11 protein-coding genes and 2 pseudogenes are annotated in these 13975 nt (G+C 34.1%); 5 read left to right on the top strand and 8 right to left on the bottom strand.

Annotation, left to right across the window (positions count from 1 at the left end; all coding sequences use genetic code 11):
* Positions 1 to 64 precede the first annotated feature (64 nt).
* Both QWU_RS10025 and QWU_RS10390 read left to right on the top strand, forming a co-directional pair.
* A complete protein-coding gene (locus QWU_RS10025) occupies positions 65 to 238 on the top strand; it encodes a hypothetical protein (protein WP_017196445.1) in 174 nt (57 codons plus the stop codon).
* A gap of 71 nt (positions 239 to 309) precedes the next feature.
* A pseudogene (locus QWU_RS10390) lies at positions 310 to 610 on the top strand (XRE family transcriptional regulator).
* Between the two features lie 107 nt (positions 611 to 717).
* Here the strand turns inward: QWU_RS10390 and accC are convergent.
* The 3 genes from accC to QWU_RS06620 all read right to left on the bottom strand — a co-directional run bounded on the left by accC (position 718) and on the right by QWU_RS06620 (position 3702).
* Positions 718 to 2076 carry an acetyl-CoA carboxylase biotin carboxylase subunit gene (gene accC, locus QWU_RS06630; RefSeq protein ID WP_017196444.1) on the bottom strand — a complete coding sequence of 453 codons (1359 nt, stop codon included), beginning with the start codon at positions 2074 to 2076 and terminating at the stop codon, positions 718 to 720.
* 14 nt (positions 2077 to 2090) lie between these two features.
* Positions 2091 to 2579, bottom strand: a complete 489-nt coding sequence (gene accB / locus QWU_RS06625) for an acetyl-CoA carboxylase biotin carboxyl carrier protein (RefSeq protein WP_006589607.1) — start codon at positions 2577 to 2579, stop codon at positions 2091 to 2093.
* A gap of 253 nt (positions 2580 to 2832) precedes the next feature.
* Positions 2833 to 3702, bottom strand: a complete 870-nt coding sequence (locus QWU_RS06620) for a DsbA family protein (protein ID WP_017196443.1) — start codon at positions 3700 to 3702, stop codon at positions 2833 to 2835.
* Positions 3703 to 4050: 348 nt separating this feature from the next.
* On the opposite strand from QWU_RS06620, the gene glpD reads away from it, so the two are divergent.
* The 3 genes from glpD (at position 4051) to cobT (ending at position 8553) form a co-directional block, all read left to right on the top strand.
* Entirely contained in the window at positions 4051 to 5583 is a 1533-nt protein-coding gene (glpD, locus tag QWU_RS06615; RefSeq protein WP_017196442.1) for a glycerol-3-phosphate dehydrogenase, read from the top strand.
* Positions 5584 to 6172: 589 nt separating this feature from the next.
* Positions 6173 to 7153 (top strand): tRNA dihydrouridine(20/20a) synthase DusA, encoded by a 981-nt coding sequence (dusA, locus tag QWU_RS06610; RefSeq protein ID WP_006589610.1) that lies wholly within the window; start codon positions 6173 to 6175, stop codon positions 7151 to 7153.
* Positions 7154 to 7545: 392 nt separating this feature from the next.
* On the top strand, positions 7546 to 8553 hold the full coding sequence (gene cobT, locus QWU_RS06605; RefSeq protein WP_006589611.1) for a nicotinate-nucleotide--dimethylbenzimidazole phosphoribosyltransferase: 1008 nt from the start codon (positions 7546 to 7548) through the stop codon (positions 8551 to 8553).
* 34 nt (positions 8554 to 8587) lie between these two features.
* On the opposite strand, the gene QWU_RS06600 is transcribed toward cobT, so the two are convergent.
* The 5 genes and pseudogenes from QWU_RS06600 to rnr form a co-directional block, all read right to left on the bottom strand.
* Positions 8588 to 9070 carry an Lrp/AsnC family transcriptional regulator gene (locus tag QWU_RS06600; protein WP_006589612.1) on the bottom strand — a complete coding sequence of 161 codons (483 nt, stop codon included), beginning with the start codon at positions 9068 to 9070 and terminating at the stop codon, positions 8588 to 8590.
* A gap of 20 nt (positions 9071 to 9090) precedes the next feature.
* On the bottom strand, positions 9091 to 9726 hold the full coding sequence (locus tag QWU_RS06595) for a uracil-DNA glycosylase family protein (protein ID WP_006589613.1): 636 nt from the start codon (positions 9724 to 9726) through the stop codon (positions 9091 to 9093).
* A gap of 26 nt (positions 9727 to 9752) precedes the next feature.
* Positions 9753 to 10309: pseudogene (locus QWU_RS09310) on the bottom strand (thermonuclease family protein).
* A 340-nt stretch (positions 10310 to 10649) separates the two neighbouring features.
* Complete coding sequence (rpmG, locus tag QWU_RS06585; protein ID WP_006589615.1) at positions 10650 to 10817, bottom strand: 50S ribosomal protein L33; 168 nt, start codon at positions 10815 to 10817, stop codon at positions 10650 to 10652.
* Between the two features lie 903 nt (positions 10818 to 11720).
* Complete coding sequence (gene rnr, locus QWU_RS06580; protein WP_006589616.1) at positions 11721 to 13964, bottom strand: ribonuclease R; 2244 nt, start codon at positions 13962 to 13964, stop codon at positions 11721 to 11723.
* Positions 13965 to 13975: the final 11 nt, after the last annotated feature.

The raw sequence follows: 13975 nt of genomic DNA, 5'->3' as shown, positions 1-13975 counted from the left end.
TCCCAAGCTTTAGAAGCGTTAACGAAATCTGGAGAAGCAAAGGCACTAGCAGAAGAGGCAATATATGGGTATAAAAAGTGAACTTATAGTAGCTAAAGTAAATATAAATTTAAAAAGCGTGTTTATGGCTATAGCTGAAAAAAAACACCGTCCAGCATCTCAAATTTTACGTGATCTTATTCGTGCTTACGTTGATAATAACAGATTATGCCTTTTAAAAAGAACTTTTGATTCGTAATAATTGAGGAAAATCATAAAAAGATTTGTTAGAATCAGAAGAAATGTTTCTTCTCTAACGGGTCTTTTTTGATGCTTACATCTTTTGGTAAAATTTTACATAAACTTCGTATTGATGACTCCAAACGCCTCTTAGATATGGCTAAGAAGTTAGACATATCTGTATCATTTTTATCTTCTGCTGAGATTGGCAGAAAGTCTATACCGGTTCACAATAAAGCCTTCTAATCCGTTGAGTCGTGAAATTGTTGGCATATTTGTTAGAAATTTACATAATCTTTCATAAGAGGATTTAGAAGCATTCAAAAAATTATTAGAGATGATTAGTGAAGCGCAAAGAAAAGAAAATGCTACTGTCGTAGAGAAATGTTAAAAATCTTATTCCCTTACTTTTATTTACGCATCCCTCACCTTAAAAAAGATATATAATATTAATATGTTATATGAATAAAAAAGAAAGTTTATCACTCTGTTATCGGGTTATAAATCTGAAGAAGTTGGTTGCTGGGAAAGATATTTTTCTAGCCAGTGAATATTATAGTTACCGTCTGCAATCTCTTTATTGTTAATGAGATCACGAAAAAGAGGCAATGTGGTTTTGACTCCATCAACTACAAATTCATCCAAAGCACGCCGTAAACGCATCATGCATTCCAAACGAGTTCGTCCATGAACAATCAGTTTGCCAATCATGCTATCATAATAAGGAGGAATTCGATAACCTGAATAAGCACCTGAATCAACACGAATTCCTAAACCTCCAGGTGTATGAAAATGTGTAATAATTCCCGGTGATGGTGTAAAGGTAAGAGGATCTTCTGCATTAATACGACATTCTATAGCGTGACCAGAAAAGCAGATATCCTCTTGTGCAATCGAAAGTTTGTTACCTGATGCAATATAAATTTGTTCATGAACTAAATCTATACCTGTAATTGCTTCAGTTACAGGATGCTCTACTTGTAAACGTGTATTCATTTCAATAAAATAGAATTCACCATCCTCATAAAGAAACTCAACGGTACCCGCTCCACGATATCCAAGTTGTGCACAGGCATTTGCAACAATATTACCAATTTTTTTTCGTTCAGTTTCATTAAGTGCAGGTGATGTTGCTTCTTCCCATATTTTTTGATGACGCCGTTGAAGAGAACAATCGCGTTCTCCTAAATGAATGGCATTTCCTATACCATCACCTATAATTTGAATTTCAATATGACGGGGCTTTTCCAAATATTTTTCAATATAAACTGCATCATCACCAAAAGCGGCCTTTGCTTCAGAACGAGTCGTTTTGAGAGCTATGGCAAACTCTTGTTCAGAATGAACAACTCTCATACCGCGCCCACCACCACCAGCAGAAGCCTTAATAATAACTGGATAACCAATTTCATGGGCGATGCGCAAAGCATCTGTTTCTTCACTGACAGCACCATCTGAACCAGGAACAACAGGAATTCCAAGTGTTTTAGCAGTTTTTTTTGCTTCGATTTTATCGCCCATGGTTCGGATATGTGTCGCCGTTGGACCAATGAAGGTAATATTATGGGCTTCTAAAACATCTGCAAATTTGGCATTTTCAGAAAGGAAACCATATCCTGGATGAACAGCATCAGCTCCTGTAATCTCGCATGCAGCAATAATTTGATGGATACTTAAATAAGAATCGCGTGCTGGGGGAGGGCCAATGCAAACACTTTCGTCAGCTAATCGAACATGCATTGCATCAGCATCGGCAGTGGAGTGAACGGCTACCGTTTTTATACCTAGTTCTTTACAAGCTCGCAAAACACGAAGAGCAATTTCTCCCCGATTGGCGGTAAGAATTTTTTGAATCATAGCTACCCCTCACCTCATTCAACGACAATAAGTGGTTCACCAAACTCAACGGGTTGGCCATCTTTAACAAGAATAGTGCTTACCTTACCTGAGCGTGGTGATGGAATTTGATTCATTGTTTTCATTGCTTCAATGATAAGCAAAGTTTGTCCTTCTATGACATTTTGTCCTATTTCTACAAAAGGTTGTGCACCTGGCGAAGGTGCAAGATAAGCTGTTCCAACCATTGGAGATGTTATCGCATTTTTTGATTTATCTTCTTGTATAGAAGTTGCAGTTGTTAGGGCAGGGGAAGAAGATATAGCAACAGTAGGAGAAATGGGGGCATAAACTGCTTGTTTAGGAGTAACAGAGATATTTTGACGTGACACACAAATACGAAGTTCACCTTGTTCAAGTTCAATGTTCGTTAAATTTGTATCATTTAAAATTTCAGCAAGGTCACGGATAATTTTTGTATTAATTGCGGTATGTTTTGCCGCATCTACTTTTTTTGTTGTCATTTTATTTCTAACTCCTTGATCAATGAAGGTCGTCATTATTTAATTTTTATGCCCTGAATATTTTTAGACTAGGAATGACCTTTATGAGCTTTTTAAAAAAGCCTTTTACTTTTTTAGAATTATACTTTGCAATTTAAAATCATTATCCACTATGCGAGATTGTATTTATAAACCTGTTATCAAAAAAGAGAAAGCGTAAAATTATTTCATTTACGGGATTCTGCGCAAAATTGATGAGGTCAGGAAAAGATATTTATTGTATATTTTCCAAAGCTTCTTCCAAAATATCTTGATCCACTCCGGTCAATACTTTATCACCAATGATATAAGAAGGTGTTCCTGTAATATTGAGTTGAGAAGCAACTTGAATATTCTCTTTGAAGAAATTTCTAAGATTAGGATCTTTTATTGCATTGCGTAGTTTTTTTTCATCTACTCCTAATGAAATTGCTATTTTTATGGCTTTAGCTTCATTTATGCGGCTTTTACTCGCTAAAAGAGCTTTATGAAACTGAAGGTATTTTTCTGGAAATTGTTTGCGAAAAGCATAAGAAACAGTGTGCGCCGCTATAGAATCAGATCCTAAGATTGGTAAATCTTTTATAATCACTCGGAGGTCTGAGTGTTTTTTAATTAAGTTTTCTATGTACGGATAGGACATTTTACAATAGCCACAATTGTAATCAAAGAAACTAACCAACACTTTTTTACCATTTGGATTTCCTAAAACAGCATCGTAAGGGGAGTGGAAAATTCCCTGTTTCAACAAATTGATAATTAAGGCTTGTTTTTGAGCTTTTTGTTCACTTTTCTTTTCCAACTTTTCTTGAAGAACTAACTGCATTTCTATCATAATTTCCGGATGAGTGAGTAAATAGTCTCTTACAATCCTTTGAAGATCATAATCATCAATGGGTGGTACAATCTTTTTTTTGAGTTCAGATAAAAAAGTAGGATCTTCTAAAAGTTGTATTTTAAGTTTTTCTATACTTAAATAGTTTGCTGTTTTGGTATTTGACTGTGCGTTTGATGAAGAAAATGAAAAGGTTAAAATTCCCAACATAATCGTTGTTAAAAATTTTATAATGAATGTTACTTTTGAGTGTTGAGACTGATGGATCATTTATATGCCTTCATATTTCTATTGTTATGTTGGGTAAACTATATGAAAACTATTTCTTATGTGCAATAAAACATTTAACTATAGTCTACATCCAGTAGGTTGCAGGAAAACATAAATTTTTTCTCTAAGAAAATATTATATAATGCATATTTGCTATAATTGTGTTCTTTAATGGTGGAGAATTTTCTCTCTGTTTTATAAAATGTTATTTGCATCTATGATAGTATCATAATTTTTTTGATGCATATTTTTTATTGTGGAAAAAAGCACGGCGATAATCTAACTGGGAGTATTTTTATTGACTTTTTACTGTTGCTTTATTGATCACAGTAGAACAAATTAAATTTAATGATGAAAAGTAAAATTATGAAAACCACAACGCATTATGACCTGTTTATCATTGGTGGAGGGATAAACGGATGTGGACTAGCGAGAGATGCATCTGGACGCGGATTTAAAGTGGGATTGGCGGAAATGAATGATCTTGCCTCGGGGACATCAAGTGCATCGACAAAGCTTATTCACGGCGGTCTTCGTTATCTTGAACACTATGAATTCAGATTGGTTCGAGAAGCGTTAAAAGAACGTGAGATCATTTGGCGTATGGCTCCCCACATTGTGCGTCCTTTGCGTTTTCTTCTCCCTTATCATAAAAATTTACGTCCTGCTTGGATGTTACGTTTTGGACTTTTCATTTATGATTATCTAGGGAACTGGAATCAAAAACTGTGGCGCAGTAAAACGGTTAATTTTTCAAAAAATTTTTGCTCTACACTTAAGGAAGAGTATCAAAAAGGTTTTGAATATTCTGATGCAAGAGTAGATGATGCGCGTCTAGTCATTGCTAATGCTCGTGATGCAGAAAAATATGGTGCCCATATAAAAGTACGGACAGAAGTTCTCTCTTTAAAAAGAAAAGAAAAAAAATGGCTTATAATGCTCCGAAATAAATTAAGCGGAAAAGAATATTGTGTTACGGCTCTTTATGTTGCGAATATGACGGGGCCTTGGATTAATCATATTCTGGCAAATGTATTAGACTGTAAAGAGAGTCCACCCATACGACTTGTTAGAGGGTCTCATATTCTGGTTCCTAAGCTATATGCCCATAATCGTGCTTATATTTTTCAAAACAGCGATGGGCGTATTATATTTTCCATTCCGTATCAAGAAGAGTTTACATTGCTTGGAACAACAGATTGTGATTACCAGGGAGATCCTGCCCATGTTCATATTACAGATGCAGAAATTGACTATATCTGTTCAGCAGCAAGTCAGTATTTCATACAACCCGTATTGCGTGAAAATATTGTCTGGACTTATTCTGGAGTTCGTCCGCTTTATGATGATGGAACTTCAAAAGCGCAAGAAATCACACGTGATTACGTTTTGAAAGAAATGGGATCAGAAAGTGTGCCACGGATTCTTAATCTTTATGGCGGCAAGATTACAACTTATCGCAAATTGGCAGAAGATGCGATGAAATTTGTTGAAAAAGCACTTGGAAAAAAGAGAGCCCCTTGGACAGAAAACTCAACGCTTCCAGGGGGTGATTTTCCATATAATAGGCTAGATATAATCGAAAATAAAATCGCTCTTTTAATTCCAGATTTAGATGCTTTTACATACCGCAGACTTGTACGGTCTTATGGTTCTGAGGCACTAGTGATATTTGCAAATGGTAAAGCAGATAAAGGAAAAGATTTTGGGCATGGGCTCTACGAAATAGAAGTTAAATGGTTATTGGAAAAGGAATGGGCTAAAACATGTGAAGATGTGTTATGGCGCCGTTCAAAACTTGGGCTTTTTTTTAATAAGAAAGAAATTAATGCTCTTTCTGCCTATATGCAAAGTCAAAAAGAGATCAAACAAGATTTATAATAATATCAATTTACTGTAAAGTTTATCTGTAATCCTCTAAACATTCTCTTTGAAGATAGTGATATAAAAAACATTTATATATATAAAAAGAGAATTCTTGTCTATTTGTTTTCTTTTACATTACTTAAATATAAAATACTAAAGCTAAGTGAAAGTTTCAGAACAAAACTTGCCTGTAAATTTTACAAAATAAAATACATAAGAATGGCTAGTAGGAAAAAGCAATTTGATAAAGAGCTAATCTGATTAGAAAATGTATAGAGAAGAAGCCTTTCTTTCTCTTTAGGATGAGGATGCATAAGTATCTTAAACCGCATTTTTTTGTGCAAAAATTGAAAAATATTAAAGGAAAACAAATTATAATGATGCAACTCGTGTAAAGATTTCTGCTTATCAGCTATATGGATATAATATATGAAAATCAGTGTATTAGAAGAAATACATTATGCTTATTTTATATGATTTTGATAAATTTTAGATCAATTGAAAAAAACGGAGAAAGAGAATAAAATTTTCTGTAGGTAAAAGAAGATAGAGATTTTGTATTATGAATGAGAGGCGCTTAATGGAAATGAGAAAGTAATTTTTTATGATATTATATGGTCCTCCATCATCAATAAAATTTGCAGTTGCTCCAATGTTGGGCTGGACAGATCGGCATTGTAGATTTTTGTATCGTCTTCTAACAAAAAAGGCACTTCTTTATACCGAAATGATTGTCGCTGATGCTGTAATCCATGGTGTTCGCGAACAAATGTTGGCTTTAAATGATAAAGAACATCCAATTGCATTGCAATTAGGGGGAGCAGATCCCCAAAAATTAGCAGAGGCTGCGCAAATTGCTGAAGAATTTGGTTATGATGAAATAAATCTTAATGTTGGTTGCCCATCAAATCGTGTTCAAGCGGGTGTATTCGGTGCTTGTTTGATGTTGCATCCTGATATTGTGGCAAGTGCTGTGGAAGCGATGAAAAAAGTGGTTAGCATACCTGTTACCGTCAAATGTCGTGTTGGTGTGGATGAGCAGGATGAAGAATTAACTTTAGATCTTTTTGCTGATCAAGTTTGGAATGCTGGGTGTGATGCATTCTGGGTTCATGCACGCAAAGCATGGTTGAAAGGATTAAGTCCGAAAGAAAATCGTAATATTCCTCCACTTAATTATGAAAGAGTTTATAAATTAAAACGTAAATATTCTCATAAATTCATTGGGATAAATGGTGGAATTAAATTGATTGATGAAATAAAAGAGCATTTAATTTTGTGTGATGCTACTATGGTTGGTCGACAAGTGTATCATGATCCGATGTTGTTAAAGCATATTGATTTTGAAATATATGGTGAACCGCAGAGTGGACTGAGTGATAGTGAGCTTATTGAGGTCATGTGTGATTATGCTGCTCGGCATATTGCATTAGGAGGGCGGCTTTCTCATGTAACGCGTCACATGATTGGTTTATTTCATGGCCGAGACGGGGCACGTCAATGGCGGCAAATATTATCAAATGATGCAATAAAAGCTAATGCGGGTGTGCACGTTTTGAAAGAAGCTTTTTCTGCCCTCATTTAAAAATAATTTATAGATTAATCTCTGTTAAAGTTTAAATTTTTAAGAAGTTTTTCTTTTTTATAAAGATCTAAAAAAAATCCAGATTATTAACTTCAGCAAGCCATCCTCTTTGTTAAAAAGATAGATGCACCATGTTAAACAATATGCTCATCATATGTTATTCAATGATGAAAATATTTTAAGAAAATAATATTAAAAATATATTGATGATTTTTTATAATTGGCCAGCTACCTAAAATAACCACTTTGTTAGAAAATTAAAGTACAAAATAATTTAGCAAACAATATCTAATATTTTAAAAATACTTTTTAAAAAAGCCAACAAACTATTCATATCTTGTATATATGACGAGATTCTCATGAAACATTATAGATTTTAATAAGGTATCTTCATGACTGTTAGTCCATTTGATGATTTTCGCGCTTTACTCGCAAATTTACCTACTGCTGATGCATTTTCTATAACTTTGGCAAAAAGACGGCAAGAAAAATTAACAAAAGCTCAAGGAGCTTTAGGAAAGTTAGGAGATATTGCAGTTTGGTATGCAGGATGGAGAGGAGCAGAGAAGCCTACTGTAAAACGGCCTTTAGTTGCTATTTTTTCTGGTAATCATGGGATTACAGAAGAAAATATTACACCATTTCCGCAATCTATGACACAAAAGATGGTGGAAAATTTTGCAACTGGTGGTGCTGCTATTAATCAAATTTGCATAGCTTATGATCTTGGATTGAAGATATTTGATTTAGCACTAGAATACCCCACAATAAATATTACCAAAGATGCAGCAATGGATGAGCGTAGTGCAGCAGCTACAATGGCATTTGGGATGGAATCCATTGCTGGTGGAACAGATCTCTTATGTATTGGTGAAATGGGTATTGGAAATACAGCGATCGCTTCAGCTTTGTGTTTAGCGTTGTTTGGTGGTGATGTTGAGGAATGGACAGGAAGCGGTATGGGCTCGGAGGGAGAATTTTATCAGCGTAAAATAGCCGCCGTTAAGACAGCAATTTCTTTACATAAAGATCATTTTCATGATCCCTTTGAAATAATGCGACGCCTTGGAGGCCGTGAAATTGCTGCTATGGTTGGTGCTATTTTGGCAGCAAGAATGGAAAAAGTGCCGGTTATCTTAGATGGTTTTGTAACAACAGCAGCAGCTGCAATTCTTTATAAAATGCATCCAAGAGCACTTGATCATATCCTTGTTGGACATGTTTCATCTGAGAAAGCACATCGTAAACTTTTAAAAAAGATTGATAAAGAACCAATTTTAGATCTACAAATACGCCTTGGTGAAGGAGCAGGAGCAGCTATTGCAGCTGGTATCGTCAAAGCTGCTGTTTTAACACATGCACAAATGGCGCTTTTTGAGCAAGAAAACTTAATCGCTTAAAGCGATAATAATATGTTAGAAAGTTTTAAGAATTTTATTCGCTCGTTTTGTCTTGCAATTTTATATAATTGAGTGGAAGTTCTGTTGTATATTTAATTTGTTCCATTGCAAAAGAAGATGAAACGTCACAGATATCAATTTTAGCAATTAATTTCTTATAAAAAAGATCATAAGCTTCAATATTGGGAACAACAATACGCAATAAATAATCAATATCTCCACTCATTCGATAGAATTCAATGACTTCGCGGAATTCTTGAACAATTTTTGAAAAACGCTTAAACCATTCATGGCTGTGTGTATTGGTGCGGATAGAAACAAATACAGTAAGATGAGCATTTACTTTTTCTGGGGAAAGAACGGCAACACGACGTTGAATAACACCATCTTCTTCAAGTTTTTGAATTCTGCGCCAGCAAGGAGTGGTTGAAAGCCCAACTTTTTTAGCAATATCAGCAACAGAAAGTGTAGCATTTTCTTGTAAAAGATGTAAAATTTTACGATCAAGACGATCCATATTTTTTCTCAATATTCAGTTTATAAAAATTTACGCACTAAACTGCGCAGATATACAACAAGCTCATCGTTAAACCATGGATTTTTCTGTAACCAAAAAGTATTTCGCCATGACGGATGAGGTAAAGGCATGACATTATAACCTCTAGGTTGATGTATGGAAAGAATATTCCTCCAATCTTTGACGGTTGCTGAAACAGTTTTATGTTTTAATCCTATAATATGCCACTTTTGCGCATAACTTCCAATAGCAAGTACCAGCTTTATTTGTGGCATTGCTTGAAATATTTTTTCATGCCATATTTCTCGACATTCACGTCTTGGCGGCAAATCAGAATTATTTTTATCATAGCCTGGAAAACAAAATCCCATAGGAACAATAGCAAAGAGAGATCTATTATAAAATTCTTCTTCCGTGACATTTAGCCAATCACGCAATCTTTTACCAGAACGGTCATTAAAAGGGATAGAAGTTTCATGAACACGCAACCCTGGTGCTTGTCCTGCGATTGCAATCAAAGCTGTATTGGATAAATAAACTACAGGTTTTGCTTCATGAGAAAGAGGAGGAAGATAAAGTGGCTGTTGGCTGCAAACACGACACGAATAAATTTTTTTTTCAAGTTCGATAATTTGGCTACGGTATGGTTTTTTCATTGGCAAAGAAAATTAAAGAATATTTTCTACTCTGTTCGAGGATGTGCTTTTCTCCATTCTCTTGGACGTTGGAAGTGTGATTGCCACATTCCTTTTTTTTCTCTTTTGCTTCTCGCTCTTCTTTAGTATAATCGTCATAATAGCTTACAGCCCAACCGTTACGTACAAGCGTTGCATTGATATTACTGATTTGTTTTGTTTTACATGTTGCAAGAACACGATGATATTTATCTTTTTTATTCCAATAACACGTAACAGGCTCATTTGCTATGAGTTCTTTTAAATATTTTTTTGCTTCGAGCCCACATGGATAACGAGTTTCATTTTTACCACAAAATTGCTGGAGTTCAGGAGCATCAATTCCTATAAGACGAATCATAACAGAAGAAATTATGATTGAGTCACCATCAATAATTGATGCATGCCCTTTTATCATTGTTTTAGAAGAAAGATCTCCTTTTTGAGGGGATGTTTGGGTGTATTTAAAGCAAACCGTTACAATGGCAATCACAATGAAAATAGCAAAGCCAATAATTTTTAGATTAAAACTTTTTTGATTTAAATAGAGAAAAAAATTTTTCATGAAATTAAAAGAAATACTACTATAATACGTTCAATTTAGCGAAAATTACTTATAATTTTTGTAAAAAACTTCTATTCCCCTCATACCCCCCATTATCATGGGGAAAGCTTCATTATATGCAATTATTTTACATATTAAAATAGGTCACATACACTATTGCAACAAGTTTTATGACCATAATTTAGATAAACAATTAAAAAACAAATCACTCCATTCTATAAACAACGCACAAATTATAAATAGATTGTCTTTTTTACTAAAAAACAAAAAAATTTGAAAAGTAAAAACTCACATTTTTCTAGTTTGTAAAACCACCATGTGAGTCAAATGATATGACCTGTTATTTAATTTTTGTTTCTTTAAATTCGACATGTTTTTTTACGACTGGATCATATTTACGCTTGCTCATTTTATCTGTCATTGTACGACTGTTTTTTCTTGTTACATAGAAAAAGCCAGTATCTGCAGTTGACAGAAGCTTGATCTTAATAGTTGCTGCCTTAGCCATAATTTAAGTTTCCTATTTTTATCGAAAACAACATCATTTTGTTATCAAAATCTATTTTTAATGTAATTAAATTTTGCGGCAACACTAAGGAAGTTATAAAAAAAGTCAAGAGCAGATTAATTTCCTTATAAGTTATACAAACATCAAAATCACATATAAGCCAAAAAATAAATCGTAGCGGTTAAAAATCAAAGAGTTTGAAGACATCCATGTTTTGAGCAATAAAAGCTTGTCCAATACGTATTTGATTTCATAACAAAAAGTGAAAGCAAAATTAGCGTGAGCAAGTTCATGTTCTTTAAAATGTGCATCTAGGTGTGTGAGTCAAATTGTATAAAGACCGAAAGATACACTTCTAAGAAGAAAGAGAGCAAATATCAAAAAACATTGCTGTTTTGTTATTCATGATATCATAAAAGTTTCAACAAAACCTAAGAGAGCGCAACTCACAAGAAGAAAATATTACCCAGTGCGAATGTTGTCATAAATTGTGCAGATTTATTTTCATTTCATCCAATGTATAAATCCTCGTGTTCCTGCATAGCATAAATGGAAAGTATTAAACCACGCTTTTTAGGTGGAGTATAACTGTTTATCCAAAACTCTACAGAATAAACAGAACTGTCATAGTGAAATGTAATATAAATTTTAAAATAACCAAATCTACAGGGGGGGGGAAATTGAAATACCTTTTTCTTTCATGAGAAGTGAAACAAGTTGTTGTCCCATTTTCGAGGCTATTTAAACTGTACCAATAATTGTAATTGCTTCTACGATTACACGCAAAGAATTATTGTAAGGATTCAATTTTTTTATTATGATAATAGCTATATTAGTAGAGATCTTCCTAATTATTAATATTTGATTTTATGAGATAAAAAATTATAATAATATTTTTTGGTCTTATTGAAGATTCTTTTTTCTATAAAAAGCGTGTTTTTGTTTTTTTGTTATGAATTTGCTTTTATAATAAAATTTAGATGAAAAGGCTAGTGGTCGAGGTTGTGTTAACAGCTCAAAGCATAACGCACCGGCAAAAGGTTGTACTGTTATAAGTTTTACCTCTACGATATCACTTAATTGATAGCCATTGTGGCTGTGCTTTCCTACAAGAATATGTCGTATTTCATCAAAATAATAATAATCATTTTTAAGTGTAGAAATATGTACGAAACCGTCTGTATTAAATTTATCAAGCGAAATAAAAAGTCCTGCTTTGGTAACGCCAGAAACACGACCTGTAAAAGTATGCCCGATTTTATTCGTTAAATAGTGAGCGACAAGTCGATCTATGGTTTCTCTTTCAGCCGTCATTGCGCGGCGCTCATATAAAGAAATTTCTGTAGCAATCTCTGCAAGATTTTGTTCTTGTTTTTCGGTTAATTGGTCATTTCCTAATTTTAGAGATTTAATGAGTGCACGATGAATAATAAGATCCGCATAACGACGGATTGGTGATGTAAAATGTGTATAGTTATGTAAATTCAAACCAAAATGGCCGATATTTTTAGGATTATATTCTGCTTGAGATTGTGCGCGTAAAATAACCTGATTGATCAATTCTTGTTGCTGACTATTCATAACTTTTGCTAAAATGCCATTAAAGCGTGCTGATGTAAGCTCTGAACTTCGAGAGAGTGCTATCCCAAAACTTTGAAGAAAAGTTCGCAGAACTTCTTGTTTTGCAAGAGAGGGCTTGTCATGGATACGATAGATGAAGGGCTGATGATGTTCTTTTAATGTTTCAGAAGCTGCAATATTCGCTTGTATCATGAATTCTTCAATCAAACGATGTGCTTCTAGATGTGGTTCGCTTACCACATTTTTGATGCCTCCATTTTGATCAAGAATAATCTTTTTTTCTGCTATTTCTAATTCTAGTGGCTGTCGACGATTGCGTGCAATTTTGAGACACTCATAAGCTTGCCATAAGGGCTGCAAAACACTCTTGATAAGAGGAGCACTTTTTTCATTTATTTTTCCTTCAATGGCTTGTTGTACTTCTTGATAAGAAAGTTTAGCTACTACACGCACCATAATACGATGAAAACTATGTTTTCGTTTTTTGCCATTTGCATCAAAAATCATGCGAACGGCTAAAGCAGGTCTTTCTTTTCCTTCACGTAGAGAACATAAATCATTAGAAATGCGTTCTGGCAACATTGGTACAACACGATCAGGAAAATAAACAGAGTTTCCTCGTTTTAATGCTTCTTTATCTAAAGCACTTCCTGTTTTTATATAGTAAGAAACATCTGCAATTGCGACGATAATAATCCAACCGCCACTATTTGCGGGATCTTTATCTTTTGTTGCATAAACGGCATCATCATGGTCTTTGGCATCTGGTGGATCAATTGTAACTAAAGGTAATTGCCGCCAATCTTCGCGATTTTCTATGCTGGCAGGTTTTATATTTTTCACTTGCTCCAAAACATCTTCAGGAAAAATATAAGGAATTCCTTTTGAAAGAAGAGCAATCATTGACAGTGTTTTTTCACTACCAATATGTCCTAAAACATTCTTTATTTGTGCGCTTTTTAGTCCATAACCAGTATTTTTTTTAATTTCAATTTCAACAAGATCTCCAGATTCTATCTTCATTTTTGAAGATAAGTCAGAGATATCAAGAATCAATTCGTTTGTTTTGCGATCTATAGGTTCTAGTCGCCATTGGTTAGTGTTTAATTTTTGTACCACTCCAAATGTGCTTCTTGGAGATATATCAATTTTACGAATGATTCGTCCTGTATAAGGAATGTTTTGAGGAGTTTTATTTCGAAAAATTTTTACAAGAATATGGTCTCCAACACCAATGCTCGCCCCTTTTATAGGATGAAAAGGGCGTATTTCAATATTTGGTTTTGGATCCCCTTCCCATTCAAGAGGTTGTGCAATAAAATTGCCATCTTCATCTCGCCCACTAATTTTGACTAAAACAACCGGCGGTAATTTTGCTTTTTTGATTGCCCTTCTATACTGTTTTGATATGTGGTTTTGGTCCTTTAGCTCACGCAATATATCCCTTAACCAGATACGAGAATTGCCTTTCAAGTTAAATGCTTTAGCGATTTCACGTTTACTTGATCGATCAGGATTTTCATAGATAAAAGAAAGTATTTCCGCTTTGTTAGGCAGTTGTTCCATATTCACTGATT

It is taken from the genome of Bartonella birtlesii IBS 325 (assembly GCF_000273375.1).
In the GTDB taxonomy this organism is placed as follows: Bacteria; Pseudomonadota; Alphaproteobacteria; order Rhizobiales; family Rhizobiaceae; genus Bartonella; species Bartonella birtlesii.
This window is presented reverse-complemented; position numbering and strand designations above follow the sequence as displayed.

Bases quoted from the DNA above. Each gene is read 5' to 3' on its own strand.
- QWU_RS06600 (WP_006589612.1), bottom strand. From the start codon at position 9,070: ATGGATCGTCTTGATCGTAAAATTTTACATCTTTTACAAGAAAATGCT.
- rpmG (WP_006589615.1), bottom strand. From the start codon at position 10,817: ATGGCTAAGGCAGCAACTATTAAGATCAAGCTTCTGTCAACTGCAGAT.
- glpD (WP_017196442.1), top strand. From the start codon at position 4,051: ATGATGAAAAGTAAAATTATGAAAACCACAACGCATTATGACCTGTTT.
- dusA (WP_006589610.1), top strand. From the start codon at position 6,173: ATGATATTATATGGTCCTCCATCATCAATAAAATTTGCAGTTGCTCCA.
- QWU_RS10025 (WP_017196445.1), top strand. From the start codon at position 65: ATGGGTATAAAAAGTGAACTTATAGTAGCTAAAGTAAATATAAATTTA.
- QWU_RS06620 (WP_017196443.1), bottom strand. From the start codon at position 3,702: ATGATCCATCAGTCTCAACACTCAAAAGTAACATTCATTATAAAATTT.
- accB (WP_006589607.1), bottom strand. From the start codon at position 2,579: ATGACAACAAAAAAAGTAGATGCGGCAAAACATACCGCAATTAATACA.
- rnr (WP_006589616.1), bottom strand. From the start codon at position 13,964: ATGGAACAACTGCCTAACAAAGCGGAAATACTTTCTTTTATCTATGAA.
- cobT (WP_006589611.1), top strand. From the start codon at position 7,546: ATGACTGTTAGTCCATTTGATGATTTTCGCGCTTTACTCGCAAATTTA.
- accC (WP_017196444.1), bottom strand. From the start codon at position 2,076: ATGATTCAAAAAATTCTTACCGCCAATCGGGGAGAAATTGCTCTTCGT.
- QWU_RS06595 (WP_006589613.1), bottom strand. From the start codon at position 9,726: ATGAAAAAACCATACCGTAGCCAAATTATCGAACTTGAAAAAAAAATT.